Raw genomic sequence first — 16964 nt, 5'->3', positions numbered from 1 at the left:
AAGGTTTAACTGGTATCTTATTATATAACCACGCAAGAGGAGGAAAAACAATTAAAAAGATTTGATTTTTATAGTTCAAAAGAAATCATTTTATTTAAGCAAGTCAGTTTAAACACTAATTAAAAAACATTAAAACGGAGGATTATTATGCAAAATGAACAAATTGTATTAAACGAAAGACCAGAAGGATTACCTAAAGATGACACTTTTAAATACGAAGCAATCCAAACAGCGGAACCTAGTACGGGTGAAGTACAATTAAAATCTATTTATATTTCTGTGGATCCTTATATGCGTGGAAGAATGAATGATTCAAAAAGTTACGTTAAACCTTACGGAATCGACAAACCAATTGATGGGCATGTTTTAGCGAAAGTTATAAAATCCGAAGTAGAATACTTGGAAGAAGGAGATTATGTTACGGGTGTCTTACCTTGGCAAAGAATAATCACTACTGATGCTAATCAAGTGACTAAAATACCTTCCACAGAAGTTCCTCTACATTTATACTTAAGTATTTTAGGAATGCCAGGTATGACAGCATATACTGGTTTGTTGGAAATAGGTAAACCAAAAGAAGGAGAAACAGTTGTTGTATCTGCTGCTTCAGGCGCTGTGGGGTCTGTAGTAGGACAAATTGCTAAAATAAAAGGTGCAAAAGTAGTTGGCATTGCCGGTGGAAAAGAAAAAACACAATATTTAACAGACACATTAGGCTTTGATGCGGCTGTTGATTATAAAGGTGATGATTTTGAAGCACAACTTGCCGCATCTGTACCAAATGGTATTGATGTATATTACGAAAACGTCGGTGGAAAATTATCAGATGAAGTTTTCAAACATTTAAATACATTTGCACGTGTACCTGTTTGTGGTGCAATCTCAACTTACAATAATACGCAAACTGAAATGGGACCAAGAATTCAGGAAACACTAGTTAAAAGCCAAGCCCTAATGCAAGGTTTTGTAGTAGGACAGTTTGCAGAGCATTTTAAAGAAGCAAGCGAACAACTTGCCAAATGGGTAGCTGAAGATAAAATAAAATCACAAGTAACAATCGATGAAGGTTTTGATCAATTGCCTAATGCATTTAGAAAACTATTTTCTGGTGAAAACTTCGGTAAACAAGTGGTTAAAATATCAGAAGAATAACTTGAGATATCATCTAATATGAAAGTATATGAGATAAAAAACACAATTAGCTTATAATAAAAATCTCACTCATCAAATAAGATGAGTGAGATTTTTTATTATAAAGTTTTTGGTGAACTGTTTGCTTAAACTGTTTCGTAATCTTTTTTACCAAAGCATGTTACAAGTAATAACATAATTATTGATAGTGGTAACCCAATTAAGATTGGATGTAGACCAAACGGATGACCTAGTATTTGCCATATTACTGCTGAGCCAAGTCCACTCCACATTGCGATGTTACCCGCAAGTTTGGTAGGTTTTTGCCAAAACAGACCGAAAATCACTGGCGCAAGCAATCCTGAAACTGTCATCGCAGTGCCTGTTACCATCAGATTTACTAATTCTGGAATCATAAGTGCTAATACTAAAGAAATAACAGCTACGATTAATACTGAAAGTTTACTATATAATAGCATTTTATGTTGATTATGACTTTTCACATTTGGTTTTATAATATCATTTGCTATAGATGAAGACCCTGCAATAAAGAAGGAATCCGCGCTAGATATTACCGCTGCTAATAAGACGATAATCATTATGAGTACTAATGGAAATGGGAACACTTCTTGTATGACATTATAATAAACTAATGGGGTTTCTGCTATGTCCAAATTCAAACCAAACTTAGCATAGACACCTATAAACACTGTCATTGCGCCTAACGCTACTGCAATAATCATAGAAATACCATAACCATTTCTTGCAGTCTTCAAATCTTTAGCAGCCCAAATACGTTGCCACACATCTTGTCTGATAAATTGATAGAACGCTAATGTTAGCAGATAAATTAAGATTTCATTCGGTGTGATGTTAAGGTAATTTAACATATCGCTTTGATTTTGACTGCTTGCATTGGCTTGAATATCACTCCAACTACCTGAGTAATAGATAACCACAAAGAATAACACAATAACGCCGATTGTAAGTATTGTTCCTTGAACAACGTCTTGCCAAACGACAGCTTTTAAGCCGCCTAGGTAAGTTTTTATAGTCAGTAAGATACATCCTATAATAATACCCGCTGTCATATTTAACCCTATTGTTAAATTCAAAATAGAAGCAATCGCGACAAATTGCATACCTGTCATCGCACAATAAGCAAATAAGAAACTGATAACAGTAGGAATACGTGCTGATTCGCCATAACGAAGCGCAGTATAATCACCGATTGTCACCATATTATGCTTTTCACCTAATAATCTAATACGTTTTAATAAAAAGAATGCAAGTACAATAACAGCAACCATCATAGTTATATGAATCCACTGTTGTCCCATACCTAATGTATAGCCATTTTCCATATAACCTAACAGTGTCGCGCCGCCTACGCCTGTACTCACAAATGTTAAAATCAGTGGCCATAGTGTTACCGTTCTGCTTGCCATATTATAGTCATCATAAGTTTTAATTTTTCGTTGTATGTATACAGACATTAGTAATAGAAAAATAAAATAAATAATGATCGTAAATCCTAAAATTAATTGTTCGCTACTATTAAACACTACATTATCCCCTCGTAAATATATTTTTCACAATGCCTTTAGTTTATCGTGACTCCTTACATGAATCAAACTAAATTTTTAGTTTTTGTTGACGTCATTAGACTTCCTTAAACAGTTGAATATAAAACGTTATTCCCTGATCAGAATTTTCAGCTAGTACGGAGTTAATGTAAACCATTCATTTATTTTAGTTTACATTCATATAGAAATAGCTTTATTATAAAAAGGAGAAACTATTAAAGCCTAATGAAATGAGGAGAATTAATATGAAATTAGCTGAAAACATTTTACAAGGGGAAACATTAACTAAAGATACGTTGCTAAAAATTTATGAAGATCCTAACGTAGACACATTAGATTTATTAAACGAAGCTTATATATTAAGAAAACACTATTACGGCAAAAAAGTTAAATTAAACATGATTTTAAACGCAAAAAGTGGCATTTGTCCTGAAGATTGTGGTTATTGTGGTCAATCTAGGGATATGAAGCAAAAACAGCGGTATAGTTTAGTACCAGAAGAACAAATTGTTAGTGGTGCCAAAGTAGCGCATGAAAACAATATAGGCACTTATTGTATTGTTATGAGCGGCAGAGGGCCAAGTAATAAAGAAATTGACCATATAAGTAGAACTGTAGAAGAAATAAAATCAAATCATCCTCAGTTGAAAGTATGTGCGTGTCTTGGGTTAACCAATGAGGAACAAGCTAAAAAACTCAAAGCAGCTGGTGTTGATAGATATAACCATAATATAAATACGAGCGAAAACTATCACGAAGCAGTTGTAACCACACATACTTATAAGGATAGAACCAATACTTTAGAAATTATGAAAGCAAACAATATTTCACCATGTTCTGGTGTCATTTGTGGTATGGGGGAATCAAATCAAGATATTATTGATATGGCGTTTGCCTTAAAAGAAATCGATGCCGATAGTATTCCTATTAATTTTTTACATCCCATTCAAGGCACAAAGTTCGGGGAAATGGATAAATTGACTCCTATAAAATGCTTAAGACTTATCGCCTTATTTAGACTCGTTAATCCATCTAAAGAAATTAGAATTGCTGGCGGTAGAGAGGTTAATTTACGGTCACTACAACCTTTAGCTTTGAAAGCTGCAAATTCAATATTTGTAGGAGACTATTTAATTACTGGAGGACAGCCTAATCAACTAGACTATAAAATGATTCAAGATTTAGGTTTTGAAATTGACTTTGGATACAATGAATTGAAAGGAAATTGAATGTTCCATTAATCAAATAATTTATCAATTTTGTAGTGAGAAAAGAAGGAGTAAGTTTTATTTTCTTGAAAAGATGGGCTTGGGGCTGAAATCAAAAATATGAAATTTGATTTCAACCCCAATCTATAACTTTAAAATTCTTTAATATATTAACCTCAAATCTGTACGTTAAACTAGATCATGCTACTTCTTAACCAATCAGTTCAATAAATTTTTACAAAACCTCTAATCAAGACAAAGGTAACACTATATAAAAGAAACCAAAATACTATAACAAAATAATCGTTTTCTCAATTGTTTAAATTTACATTAATATGGTATTATTTTTATGTAATAAAATATGTATAAAAATTAAGGAGGCTAATATGGAAGAATATTTACTGTTATTAGGAGCTGATCAATTCCTTAGAGAACGATCATATGCAGGCGGGAAATCAATAGGAGATTTTCAGATATGGACAGCAATAAAAGATTCGAAGTATAAGTACAATGCTTATTTTGATTTTTGTATTGATGCAGACCCCTTAAGTTATGAGGATATAAAAAATGAAATCGACTATTATAAAACGCAAGGCTATGAACCAAGATCTATAGTTCCTTTAAATGATTGGACACTTAAAGTAGCTAATAAATTAAATAAAGACTACGGGCTGCCTTACCTTGATGATGAAGTCGTAGAAGCATGTAGAAATAAATACCTAATGAAGGGATTGTTTGAAAAAGCTGATATCCCTACTCCAAAGTCGGAACTTTTCGAAACTATTGAACAATTGAAAGAATTGATACAAACATTTGAATTTCCCGTTATTATAAAACCTGTAGATTTTGGTGGTAGTGGCGGCGTTTACTTAGCTCATAATGAAGCAGAATGTAAGGAAGCTTACATGAAATCTCAAAAAGTTATGGCTGCTTATGCTGATTCTTTCAAAGTTTCTAAAAATACATTTTTAATTGAAGCATTTATAGATAGTAACGAAGAAGTATCTGTAGAAGTCTTATGTGGTGAAAATTTCTATGAAGTAATCACTGTCACAGAAAAATATTTATCTCCAAGGCCTTGGTTTACTGAAATGGGACATTTAGTTCCTAGTCACAGATATAAAGATGAGAATATTAAAAAACTAGCAATACAATCATGTAAATCTTTAGGCATTAATCGTGGGGTAGCTCACATAGAAATAAAAATCAAAGACAACAATCTATACGTCATTGAAGCTGCAGCTAGACCGGGTGGAGATGCTATTATGGATTTAGTTGAATCTTCTTACAGCATTAACCCCTATCAACTACATATTTCAATGTATATAAACAACAAACTCAAACCTCCATTCACATTTAGACCAAACAAAACATCAGCAATAGCTTTCATGAAAGCACAAAAAGGAAAAATAACAAATATCAATTTCCCAGATATATCAAAAGATACTGAAATTAAGCGTATCAGTTTATTAAAAAATATCGGTGATATGGTAAGTGATCCTGAAAATTGGAGCAGTCGCGATGGTTTAGTGCAATTTAGCTGGTCTGAGCTACCAACTACTAAAATATATAGACATATAAATAAAGCCAAAGATTTAGCAAATAAAATTTTTGATAGTAGTGATGATAATAATGAATAATTACTTACTCATTACTGCTTTATATAGATTTATCTGTGGTGGATTAATTCTAGCGATTAACTGGGAATTAGCCAGTCCTGAATCTACAAGTGATTTAGCGATTTCAACTATTCTCTCATTCGTTCCTGCAATATTCACTCCATTTTTAATCAGTCTATTTTTTAAAAATTATTCAGGCAGTAACCTTACAAAGTTATCTTTTTTAGGAATATTTTTTATAGTTATCGCTATCACGATGCTTTACCAAAATACGCTACTATTAATACTTTTGAATTTTGTTTTATGGATTGTGTTTTTCCTACTAGAAACAAGTTTAGAATTGTGGTTTTCTGAATTAGTAGCGAATGAAAATGAAGAATTTATTAATAAATATAGTTCTCTTTCAATGACAGTCAATCAAGTCGCTTTAATGATAGGTCCTTTGTTTATTACAGTAATTATGAAATTCATTACTTTATTTTGGATTTTTTTGATATACGGAATAGTCTACCTCTTACTTCACTTAGGAATTAAAAAAGTGAAATTGATGACACATGAAGTTACCTGTGAAAATACAAATGCTTCAAAGGAACCAGTGAAAATAGTTCATTACCTAATTGGCATGCTTATGTGGCCAATATTAGGAACTATCAATTTTATGTTACCTACATTTACAGCATATAAAAATAGAGAGATACATGAAGTAGCATTATTAGATAGTGCCTTAGGTTTTGGTATGGCACTTATTGGTATTTTACTTAGTAAGTATCTGTCTTATAAATGGATGAATATCTTTTTAATTATAAGTATATCAATATCACTTCTATGGTATTACTTCGAGGATACAATAATAATAAAACTGCTATTAATGCTATGCTTTGGTCTATCTTTTGGTGGTGCAAGAATCATATTCAGAAAAATAATCGTAACAGCATACGCGAGTCACACTGTAAAAAGCGTTTATTCCCTGGGAAATGCACTCGGCCTACCCATTCTTTCTGTTTGTATTTATCTAGGCATGTTGAATTTGGATTTTGTTTGGTTACCCTCATTCATTTTATTAACTATATTACTTATTTTACTTAAAATTCAATACCAAAAAGTAGCTCTGTAGATGAACACTCAAATAGTTAAATTATAAAAGTGATTATATTGAATAAAAAGGACCTCAGGTTTAACTATTTGAGCTTAATTTCAGGTGTAGTTAACTTCGTAATATCGACAGTGAACAATTATGGTTTTTCTCTTTTTAGAATAAAATTCTTCACAAATTTATATTTTTTCCGGTCGTATTTCGCGTATGAGTAACTTAGCACACTAAATGCAGCGGCGCCTAGCAAGTTCACAAATAAATCTTTCATTGTGTCATGTATGCCGACATCAAGATAGCCACCATCAACCACATTTTCCACATGATTTCCCGACGCATCTCTACTCTCTATAACGGTTTTCTCAATATTATCAATGTGGTGTACAGTATTGTGCTCATTAGCCATCGTTGCACTATTCACTTTTTGAACAACATGGTCTTTTTGCATATCCATACCCATACTCTGGTCAACAGTATATTCAAAAAACTCCCACATCACACCGATCGTCATAGAAAAACAAAATGTAACGATTGCAAGAAACAATGGATTTAAATTGATTCCTTTCACATTTTTATTAAGTAAAAATACTAGTGAAAATCCAATACCTGCAGCTAAAAATCCATTAATCGAATGGAGCATTGTGTCCCATAACCTGAAATAACTGTAAAAATCTCCAAGTTCACCTAAAATTGTAGAACTAAAAATAAACAGTATAATAATAAATTCAAGCAAGTTAGGAATTTCAATTTTTAATAAGCGTTCAGTAAGTTGTGGAATGGTAAATAGCACAAGCGTCAAGACAAGAGTGAAAATGACATCCCATCTATGGATAAATATCATTTCATTCATAAGATTTAAAATAACAATTAAGCGTAAAATAACATATATAGTGATTACTTTTTTATTTGCCGTTTTCGTGCTACTCGTAAATATCTTTTTAAAACGATTCATAGACAACATTCTCCAATACTTATAGCGTATAACTTACAACCAATGAAATGATATATAAGGAGGATTTTTCATCACTGTTTTCTCCAATTATATAAATCCTTTTTATCTTCATATCCATAGCTTTGACATCATAATACTTATGTTATTTCTTAGCAAGATTATGTGTCTTTAAAATATTTAACACAGTAGCTGTTAATAAAGTTATCGAGTTTCTTAAACTATAACATTACAAGGGACATAGAAACGAATACGCTAACCTGTTAAATGAATTTAGTAACATTCTAAGCGAATTATTTTTAGCGTCATGTTTGATGCATTTCTACATATAAGATACTAAAACTTGAACTATAATCAATAAGAGTATAGTATTCCATTTATGAATTTTCAAAAAAGCACTTAATTTCCTTTTATTAATATTTCAATGCACATTACATGAAAATAATATATAACAGCGATAAATACTTTTAATCACAAGCAATATGGAGGCGATTATAATTCAGAAATTAATTTCAATAGTGGTAACAGTATATAACAAAGAATCTTTTTTAGAAAATTGTATTCAATCCTTAATTAATCTAAATATTGATAAGTCTCAAATTGAAGCTATTTTTGTGGATGATGTTTCTACAGATGCTTCGTACGCAATATTAAATCGTTACGCTGAACAATATGAATTTATTCGATCTATTCAATTAGATGAAAATTCAGGCGGCCCTGCAATCCCACGTAACGTTGGTATGCAAGAAGCCAATGGAGAATATATAACTATACTAGACGCTGATGATTGGTTGGAAGCAGAAGGTTTTCCTAAATTAATTCGTCAGATGCAAACACACCATTCAGATATTGGGTTTGGTCAATGTTACAAACATATGAATAATGAAATAAGAAAAGTAGCTAACTTCGCTTCTTATAAAGAAGATAATGGACTCGTTCCTCATGAAATTTATAATATCTTCAGAGCTGTTGGCCCTTGGGGTAAAGTATTCAAGCGGTCAACTGTTATTGATAATAATATGAAGTTCAAAAATTTAAAATATGGCGAAGATAAACTATTTTATTCTGAATTAATTAGTAAATCTCAAAGCGCCTCTATGACGCCAGAACCTGTCTATCATGTAAATCGTTATGCTGATAATATTTCATTAATAAAAGCCACTGACATGATTGAAAAATCTCATTTTAATTTTGATGTACTTAAAGAAATAATTCAAATGGAACTACCTAAATATGCTAAGGAGCAAATCCTATGTCGTATTATAGAAATGGATTTTATGTCTCGTTTCTTAGTTACAAAAACATTCTTAAATTCAAATGACAAAGCTTTCTTTTATCAACAGTTCAATAAAGTTGAGTCTGTTATCACAGATGCAGGCTACGATATGGAAAAATTATTAATAAATGATAAGTATAAAAATGTTTATAACACATACCATCATAATAAAGAAAACTTTGTAGATTATATTGAATATATGCTTTTTGAAGAAAATACTCACAAATATATTAAAGATCACATGGTTTATTTTAAATATCCTGAAAAATTCAGTAACTTGCTTGAACTTAAGACAAAATGTACTGCCGTATACAATGGTACAAAATTAAATAACAATACATTTTATGATGTCATTGAAGTGTTTAAACAACCTAGTGTATCCATTGATGCAGTAAAATTAGTCAAAATTCAAGATGACCGTTTTAGTAAACAATTGGATTTCATATTAGAAAATGACTCTATTTATATTAAAACAGACGATTTGAAATTTAAAGCTATTGATTTTAATATTTCAATTCAATATAACGGCTTTGACCAAGTATTAGTTCGTGCAACTTATCCAAATGTTAATGGCCATAGCATATTAAAACGTCAGAATCTTGATATTGAATTTATTTCAGATAAAAAAGACCATGTTTCATCAAATACAAATCATTACCTAATGGATGCGCCTGACCATATTGTTGCGAAACAGGAAATTAACAGATATAAAAATACTGATTTCAATGATCCAATAGACTCAATTGCTAAAGGTCAGCTTATTAAAATTAAAGCAACTGGAAAAAGCACTGATCAAATGCCTATATTAATCACAAATGATGATTTCTACATCACAGCTGATAAAACGTTGGTAACACCAATTAATCTTAATAAAATTGAAGGTTATGTATCTCATATTCCAAAATCAGTAGAAGTTATAAAAAAATGCAAACTATACGAAAGTATTGCTTTTAACGACGCGCCAATTAAAAATTTAAAAGTTGGAGCCACATTAGATATTGTTGATCTTGCATTCACTGACAAACTTACACCGAGATTAAAAACTGCTGATGGCTATTATTTAACAGCAAATGAAAAATTTGTTAATGCTTTAAATTAATTATATTTAAGATGACAAAACGCAATCTCACTATTATTAAGTGGATTGCGTTTATTTTTAGAAGATAGCGAAAATTTCAGGTCAGATGTTTTCTTAATTTTTACGATTAACAGCATTTATTGCATCAACAAGTGTATATCTAAAAGCGTGTTTTTCCAGTGTAGCGATTGCTTTAATTGTACTCCCTCCAGGAGAAGTTACATCATCTTTCAATTTAGCTGGATGTTTTTCAGACGCTTGGGCTAATTTTGCAGCACCAATTAGCATTTCAGTTATGACTTTATAAGACAACGCCCTATTCATACCATTTAATACAGCCCCATCTGATAAGCCTTCAATGAAAACATCGACAATAGCCGGTCCACATCCTGAAAGTGTGCTAAATATATCTAATTCACTTTCGTTCACCTTAATCAGATTACCTAAAGGTTTAAAGACAAAATTAATCGTTTCTTCATCAACATATTGGTTATGCGCATAACCTAAAATACCTTGATTTATTTCGACGACAGTATTAGGTAATAAACTAACAATAGGTTGTGCTTGCGGTAAAATACCTTCCAGTTCTTCGATAGAAAGCGATGGTACGACAGAAACGATAACCGTATTTTCACTCATTACATCACTCAATTTTTCCAAAATTCCTCTAGCGTCACTCTCGTTAACCATTAAAATAATCATGTCACTTTGCTCTAAGTCATTATATGTGTCGATTACATTAGCATTGACACGCTCTGCAAGTACTTTAGCTTTATTGCTTTTACCAGATTTGATATAAATATTATTCATATTTAAGTGATTTGATTTATAAAACCCTTTTACCATCGCTGAACCCATACTGCCTGCACCAATAATTCCTATTTTCATATTTAAACGCCCCTTTTAAATGCTTATTATTTAAAACCCTTGTTTTCGTCGTATTTTTAATTTATTAAATGAAAATTCACTAAAGAATGTTGACGCAATCAGTATTATTCCTCCAATTATTTGTAACATCGTAAATTGTTCACGTAAAATAAGGCCCGATATAAAAATTGCGACTAATGGATCGATATAGCTTAATAATGCAATATTTTGACCGTTTAATTTTTCCATACCAGAAAAGAATAACCAAAAACCAATACCAGTATTAACAACGCCTAAAATAAGAATGAACGGTATCGCAGAAATTTGTGTATGAATTTCAAATCCACCACCAACGCCAAAGACGAAAGGAAGCAAAATCAAAGCTGTTATGCCTAATTGAAAAATAGTTAAATCCATACGGCTACCCTGTTTAATAAACTTATTAGTAAGCATTAAACAGGCGTAACAACTCCCCGCAAGCATACTAATTAGAATTCCTAACACATCATTTGATCCAGGCTGTAGAAAACCATTACTTAAAATAAATATCAAGCCTATAAGTGAAGCGATAATACATAACACACTTTTTTTACTCAATGCTTCTTTTAAAATGAATGGAGATAGCAGTAATACAATAATCGGACCAAAATAATAGCCTAAAGTTGCATTTGCAATACTCGTATATTGATATGATTGAAATAAAAATACCCAGTTACCTGCTAATGCAAAACTAGAAATAATGATGAGCCATTTATAATGCTTCAAAAAAGTAAAATTTAGTCTTTGCTTACGCATAATGTAAAACAATAATAAAAAACTACAACCAATAAAACTGCTAAGCATCGCTATTTCTATGGAAGTTAAATTTATTTGTTTAATGATAAGGCCTATCGTTCCAAAGATGACCATTGATGCTATGAACTGGATTAATGCTTTCATCGTTGCATCCTTTTCAATACGTTTAATTTCTTAGACAAATTATCACTCCTTCATTAACTAAATGTTAGCAAGGTATTGTGCTTTATGGAATAAGCGCTTAGTATAATGAGTATAAACTAGGAGTTAAAAGAGGCGATTGTATGGAAATAGATTATATAGAAGATTTGTTTTCTGTAGTTGAAGCTAAAAGTTATAACAAAGCTGCACTTGAAAGAAATATAAGTACACCCGGCATTAAGAAAAGAATTGCTCAAATAGAACAATATTTTGGTTATAAAATATTCGATGCAACCCCTAGAGGCGTCAGTTTAACGAATGAAGGTTTAAAGCTATATGAAGGACTTAAATCAGTAAAACAGCAAATTGATTATTTAAAAAATCATGATACTGAAGTTTTAAAAGTAGGTATTATTTCAAATTTTCCATTAGACAAATTGCATAAAATGAACAATCAAAATGAACGCATCAGATTGTTTCCCGCCAACAGCACCGAGGAATTAGTAAATAAGCTTCAACAACATAAATTAGACTTGGTCATAGGAGAACAAATTGAGTTACAAGAAGGTGTTTATTATGAATATTGGTTTGAAGAGCCCTATGAAATTGTATTCTCTAAGCAGCACGCATTAAATGAAATAACTCATATTGATGAAGAAGTCTTAGCTCAACAACATTACTATTTATTAGAACCACCAGGTGATACATTTGATTTTAAAAATAATAATATTAATCCACAAAAAATGGATTTATCCTACGTCAAAGATAGAGAATCCATTTTAAATTTTATAGCTACAAGTGAAAGTGTAGCCATCTGTCCGCAGTCATATATGGAAAAGGTGAACAGTGATATGTATACGCACATTAAACTTCCAAATGCCTTGCGAACGATAGGTATTTACGCAAGAAAGGAAAAGCACATAAATAATTTTCACAGTATCTTAAAAGAAAACACAAAATAAGACTGTAGACAAAGTCTCCGACTTTGTTGGCATTTTTTTATGCACGCTTTCCGCGGGCACTGCCTTAGCCTGTAGTCTTCGGCTAGTGCTATTCCCGCAGGAGTCGGCATAAATCACTGCTCATATTACACAAAAAATATTATAATATATAAATTAAACAGTGGTGGTCTTTATTATGTTGAATAAATCAATTGATAGAAGAGATCAATATGAAATGATTTCTATCTCTGAATTAGTTCCTAATAATCATTTATTACGTAAGGTCGATTCGATATTAGATTTAAATTTTGTATATGAACTTGCGGAGGAGATATTGTCTTGATAATATTTTGACATAAAAGAAACCCCTAAAAGTTAGATTTTTAAGTCCAACTTTTGGGGTTCACATCAGTGAAGGGTTTGTCTACATTCTGAGACTGTAGGTAAAGCATTTATTTAACTAATGAGTATGAGCTTGAGGGTCAATTTCACAACTTCCCCCTGAACCATAATTATTAAGTTCTCTATTACCAGTGATAACTAATACATATAAAGTATATAGTGCTATTACTCCAGCAACAACTGCACCAAATGCACCAGCTAATAATGTAGCACCAATCATACCACCACTACCTGAGCTTGCTACTGCTAAAACACCTACAATAAATACAATAGTTGCCACCATCGCTATGAAACCACTGATGTGCGAAACGATTGCAAGAACCATCGTACGATTTGTATCATGTAAACGTCTGGCCATAACGGTAAATGAAGGAATAATAATTGCAATTGCGAATACACTGCTTAGTAAACCTGCTGATACTATTCCTAAAAGCGAAGATATTACGAAGTTAATCCAAAAAGGATGCCAAAAGTTAGGACGAGTAGATCTGCCATTAATGTCCAAAAAACGCGTCCAAAATTCTTTATAACTTTGAATAACTTGATTTTGTGAATTGTTCATATAATTTCTCCTTTAGTTTAATAGTAATAGTATACGAAACTAAAGATGCATATAGCAAATAGCTTTTAAAAAAGATGTATTAAATCCTTAATTTCAATTTCAAAATAAGTTTTATTCACTTTTTATTTATATGTAAAATACAGAATGTTTCTGCTATTGATCAAATAGCTATTTCGATGTCATATTTCAAAATAAAATTTTATAAAATCAAAAAAGAACTGTACATCATAAATGACATACAGTTCCTATTATCTTAAATCTAATCAGACGATTTTTGTTTTTCACTTTGACCAACCATGAAAAATCTTCCTTGAAGATCAATCATTTAGAACCACAGGTCTGCGAGCAGTTCCATCGATTGTTTTCTTTTTTCTGGATCATACGTATAAGTCACAATAATAAGTTCATCCGCCCCAGTCTCTTCTGTGAATGCTTCTAATTTATTACGGACTGTTTCAGGTGAACCAACCGCTTTAATACTGAACATTGATTCCATCATTTTTCTTTGTTCTTCTGAGCCTAATTCTTCAGGATCAACAGGTGGCTGTAGCTTACGGCGCTGACCAGTATGCATGTCTCTCATCATTTGAATCGTCGTTGTCCAAATTTTTTCTGCTTCTTCGTCAGTTGGTGCCACAATGACATTAATTCCGGCCATGACATACGGCTCATCAATCTGTGAAGTTGGCGCATCTGTCTTGAACGTAGAACGGTACATATCAATTTTTTGTTTATAGTCATCAGGTGCAAAATGTGTCGCAATAGAATACGGCAGTCCAAGCTGTCCAGCAATAGATGCACCATTTATACTTGAGCCTAATACCCAAATTGGTATATTCGTACCTGTACCTACTGTCGAAGTCACAGGAACACTGTTACCGAGACCTTCATCACTGAACCATCCCATGAGGTCAAAAATAGAATTTGCAAAAGTCTGTGCATCACTATCAGAACGTGTAATGAGTTGAGATGTCTTTTGATCAGTGCCAGGCGCTCTTCCAAGTCCAAGGTCAATTCTACCTGGATAAAGTTGGGCAGTCGTGCCGAAATTTTCAGCTAACTGCAATGGTGAATGGTTTGGCAACATAATACCGCCCGAGCCTACACGAATATTTTCTGTTCGTGCTGCTGCCATCGCAATCAGTTGTGATGTAGCACTGGATGCAAGATTTTTTGTATTATGATGCTCAGCAAACCAAAGTCTTTTGAACCCAAGATGATCTACAAGCTCTGCATTATCCATAGATGCTTCAAGTGCTTCTTTGACTGTCTGATTTTCCGAAATGCCTACAAGTTCGAGGACACTTAATGGTATATGTTTTGTCATTTAATTAGTACTCCTTTATAAACCTTATTGAATATGGATGGTTTTATAATTTGATATAACGCCTACACTTTTATACTTAAAACGTATATGGGCATCACACAATTAAAAAAATCCTCTGCTTATTCCATCATAAAACACCAGGCGATATAAAGATAATTTACTGTTTATAGCGTCTAAATATTCAATGCAACGATGTAAATAGCATTCTTTATTATTAAAATTAAAGGGGTTCTGTTATTTAATTATTTCTCGGGAAATAAAAAAGATGAGAACACTACTTTTCACAGTGTTTTCATCTTTTTAAATTTTATAATTCACTAATAAAATCTCAGTTTATTTTACTTCGTAATAGTTTTCTCCAAGTATGTTCGAGATAGTGTATTTCGATTTGTCCAAGTCTTTCTCTATGAAATTTGGAACATCCTTTTCTTCGATATCGTACATTACTTCAATTTCTTTGGAAAATAAACTTGATTGTTCATTTAAATATAATGATAATTTTGGCAATCGATTTGGCTCTATAGTTATAGAAGTATCTAATTTTTCTAATGCATCTATATATGTTTCTAATGAGCGAGCCCCTACAATTTTTGTTCCTTGGTTATCTATATTAACGATTACTATTGTTGGGAATCCACGTACGCCCAATTGACTCACTAAATTAAAATCTTCCGCAAGTAGATTTTGTCCTATGTCGCTGTCTGCGATGTTTAAAATTGAGTCAACATCTATGGTATTGTCACCTTTATATAAATCTTCAACAATATGCTTAAGCACTGCTTTATCTGAAATATTTTTATTAAAAACAAAAACAGCTTCTCTAACTAATCTCGTAAATTTAATTGCAGCTGTAGGTGAATCTACATGTTGAATTGCTTTATAGAGTCTAGATGCAGGAAATGAAGATTGAACAGGATCTATTTCCATTATTGTGCCATCAATAGGCATGCGTGAATAATTCCCTACTTCTTGCCAGTGTGGGGTAACATCTGCAGGCTTGTAGATACCATTCGCTGGATCTATCGGGCCGTCTCCCCATGCTTCTAATAATCCCCCCATAACCATTTGGAAATTAAATAAATGACCATATTGTACAAGTAATTTATTTAGAGTTGGTTCAAATGCCCAGCAGTGTGAACACATAGGATCTGTTACATAATACAAAGTTAAATTCGGTGCGCTCACATCAAAATTTATCGTTTCAATTTCATTTTCCTCACTTGGTTTACATATACCAGAATACATATCACATACCATGTTTTTTTCCATTGAGATAACCTCCAAAGTTTAAATATAACTAATATAGCTTTATAATAAGTATTCATAGCGATAATAAGTAGCAACAAAGATATATTAATGTTGGATATTCAACACTAATGACAAAGTGTTGGGAGAAAATGAGGGAGTCGAATGCTAAAATCAAAATCAGACTTACGAGTTATTAAAATCAGAAAGTCAATTATGCAAGCATTTATTAAGCTTTCAGATGAAAAAGATTTTAAAAATATAACTGTAAAAGATATTACGGAAGAAGCACTCATTAATAGAGCTACGTTCTATTATCACTTTAGTGATATTTACGATTTACTAGATAAAGTCCTTGCCGAAGAATTATTGATTAATTTGAACTACGCCAATTATGAACAACGTCAATTAGATGAGGCTACTATTTCTAATATTTTTAAAACAATCGCAGAGTTTCAATTATCGTTAAATAGAAGATGTCATAGGAGTTATCCTGAAACAATCGGCAACATTATACAAGAACACGTTGAAAGAGTACTTTATAAATTGTTGCTAGAGGTGAATTTCGAGGATGACGATACACGACACTTAGCTGCAACGATGCTAAGTGCAAGTATATATCGAACTTCTGAAAAATGGTGTCAAAGTTATAGCGATATCCCTGCTGAAACATATATCAATCGTGTAATTCCGTTCATTCTTTCTGGATTAATATCTCGTGACAAAGAATAAATGAAACGAGGCGCT

The 16964-nt window shown here is 32.0% G+C and carries 14 protein-coding genes and 1 pseudogene; 8 read left to right on the top strand and 7 right to left on the bottom strand.

The genetic code is table 11. From position 1 onward, the window contains the following. The first annotated feature begins 147 nt into the window (after positions 1-147). Positions 148-1152, top strand: coding sequence for an NADP-dependent oxidoreductase (locus AAA453_RS01560; RefSeq protein WP_069832396.1), 1005 nt, complete (start codon positions 148-150; stop codon positions 1150-1152). A 125-nt stretch (positions 1153-1277) separates the two neighbouring features. Here AAA453_RS01560 and AAA453_RS01555 read toward each other — a convergent pair whose 3' ends face one another. After that, complete coding sequence (locus AAA453_RS01555) at positions 1278-2696, bottom strand: sodium:solute symporter family protein (protein ID WP_427705765.1); 1419 nt, start codon at positions 2694-2696, stop codon at positions 1278-1280. A gap of 266 nt (positions 2697-2962) precedes the next feature. On the opposite strand from AAA453_RS01555, the gene bioB reads away from it, so the two are divergent. The 3 genes from bioB (at position 2963) to AAA453_RS01540 (ending at position 6658) form a co-directional block, all read left to right on the top strand. Beyond that, positions 2963-3946 carry a biotin synthase BioB gene (bioB, locus tag AAA453_RS01550; protein ID WP_427705763.1) on the top strand — a complete coding sequence of 328 codons (984 nt, stop codon included), beginning with the start codon at positions 2963-2965 and terminating at the stop codon, positions 3944-3946. A gap of 365 nt (positions 3947-4311) precedes the next feature. Continuing rightward, positions 4312-5565 (top strand): ATP-grasp domain-containing protein, encoded by a 1254-nt coding sequence (locus AAA453_RS01545; RefSeq protein WP_427705761.1) that lies wholly within the window; start codon positions 4312-4314, stop codon positions 5563-5565. Then, positions 5558-6658 (top strand): hypothetical protein, encoded by a 1101-nt coding sequence (locus AAA453_RS01540; protein ID WP_427705759.1) that lies wholly within the window; start codon positions 5558-5560, stop codon positions 6656-6658. Before AAA453_RS01545 ends, AAA453_RS01540 begins: the two co-directional genes overlap by 8 nt. Positions 6659-6776: 118 nt before the next feature. Here AAA453_RS01540 and AAA453_RS01535 read toward each other — a convergent pair whose 3' ends face one another. Further along, the gene (locus AAA453_RS01535; protein WP_427705757.1) at positions 6777-7586 is read right to left on the bottom strand and encodes a hypothetical protein; all 810 of its coding nucleotides are present in this window, start codon (positions 7584-7586) and stop codon (positions 6777-6779) included. A 515-nt stretch (positions 7587-8101) separates the two neighbouring features. Between AAA453_RS01535 and AAA453_RS01530 the strand changes: the two genes are divergently transcribed. Next, entirely contained in the window at positions 8102-9958 is a 1857-nt protein-coding gene (locus AAA453_RS01530; RefSeq protein ID WP_427705755.1) for a glycosyltransferase, read from the top strand. A 93-nt stretch (positions 9959-10051) separates the two neighbouring features. Here AAA453_RS01530 and proC read toward each other — a convergent pair whose 3' ends face one another. Together proC and AAA453_RS01520 are read right to left on the bottom strand one after the other, a co-directional pair. Beyond that, positions 10052-10825, bottom strand: a complete 774-nt coding sequence (proC, locus tag AAA453_RS01525) for a pyrroline-5-carboxylate reductase (RefSeq protein ID WP_427705753.1) — start codon at positions 10823-10825, stop codon at positions 10052-10054. Positions 10826-10855: 30 nt separating this feature from the next. Beyond that, positions 10856-11743 (bottom strand): DMT family transporter, encoded by an 888-nt coding sequence (locus AAA453_RS01520; protein ID WP_427705751.1) that lies wholly within the window; start codon positions 11741-11743, stop codon positions 10856-10858. Positions 11744-11883: 140 nt separating this feature from the next. Between AAA453_RS01520 and AAA453_RS01515 the strand changes: the two genes are divergently transcribed. Continuing rightward, positions 11884-12702 (top strand): LysR family transcriptional regulator, encoded by an 819-nt coding sequence (locus tag AAA453_RS01515; protein ID WP_427705749.1) that lies wholly within the window; start codon positions 11884-11886, stop codon positions 12700-12702. A 175-nt stretch (positions 12703-12877) separates the two neighbouring features. Continuing rightward, positions 12878-13028 (top strand): annotated as a pseudogene (locus tag AAA453_RS01510) (IS5/IS1182 family transposase); the annotation flags it as partial. Between the two features lie 113 nt (positions 13029-13141). Here the strand turns inward: AAA453_RS01510 and AAA453_RS01505 are convergent. The 3 genes from AAA453_RS01505 to AAA453_RS01495 all read right to left on the bottom strand — a co-directional run bounded on the left by AAA453_RS01505 (position 13142) and on the right by AAA453_RS01495 (position 16241). Beyond that, the gene (locus tag AAA453_RS01505) at positions 13142-13645 is read right to left on the bottom strand and encodes a DUF805 domain-containing protein (protein ID WP_069832388.1); all 504 of its coding nucleotides are present in this window, start codon (positions 13643-13645) and stop codon (positions 13142-13144) included. A gap of 325 nt (positions 13646-13970) precedes the next feature. After that, positions 13971-14972 (bottom strand): LLM class flavin-dependent oxidoreductase, encoded by a 1002-nt coding sequence (locus AAA453_RS01500; RefSeq protein ID WP_427705747.1) that lies wholly within the window; start codon positions 14970-14972, stop codon positions 13971-13973. Positions 14973-15305: 333 nt separating this feature from the next. Further along, complete coding sequence (locus tag AAA453_RS01495) at positions 15306-16241, bottom strand: DsbA family protein (RefSeq protein WP_427705745.1); 936 nt, start codon at positions 16239-16241, stop codon at positions 15306-15308. Between the two features lie 141 nt (positions 16242-16382). Here AAA453_RS01495 and AAA453_RS01490 point away from each other — a divergent pair, with 141 nt between their 5' ends. Continuing rightward, entirely contained in the window at positions 16383-16949 is a 567-nt protein-coding gene (locus AAA453_RS01490) for a TetR/AcrR family transcriptional regulator (protein WP_427705743.1), read from the top strand. Positions 16950-16964: the final 15 nt, after the last annotated feature.

The sequence above is a fragment of the Staphylococcus parequorum genome (genome assembly GCF_039237145.1).
Taxonomy (GTDB): domain Bacteria; phylum Bacillota; class Bacilli; order Staphylococcales; family Staphylococcaceae; genus Staphylococcus; species Staphylococcus equorum_A.
The sequence above is the reverse complement of the archived record's forward strand: the minus strand, read 5'-3'. Positions and strand labels throughout refer to the sequence as shown.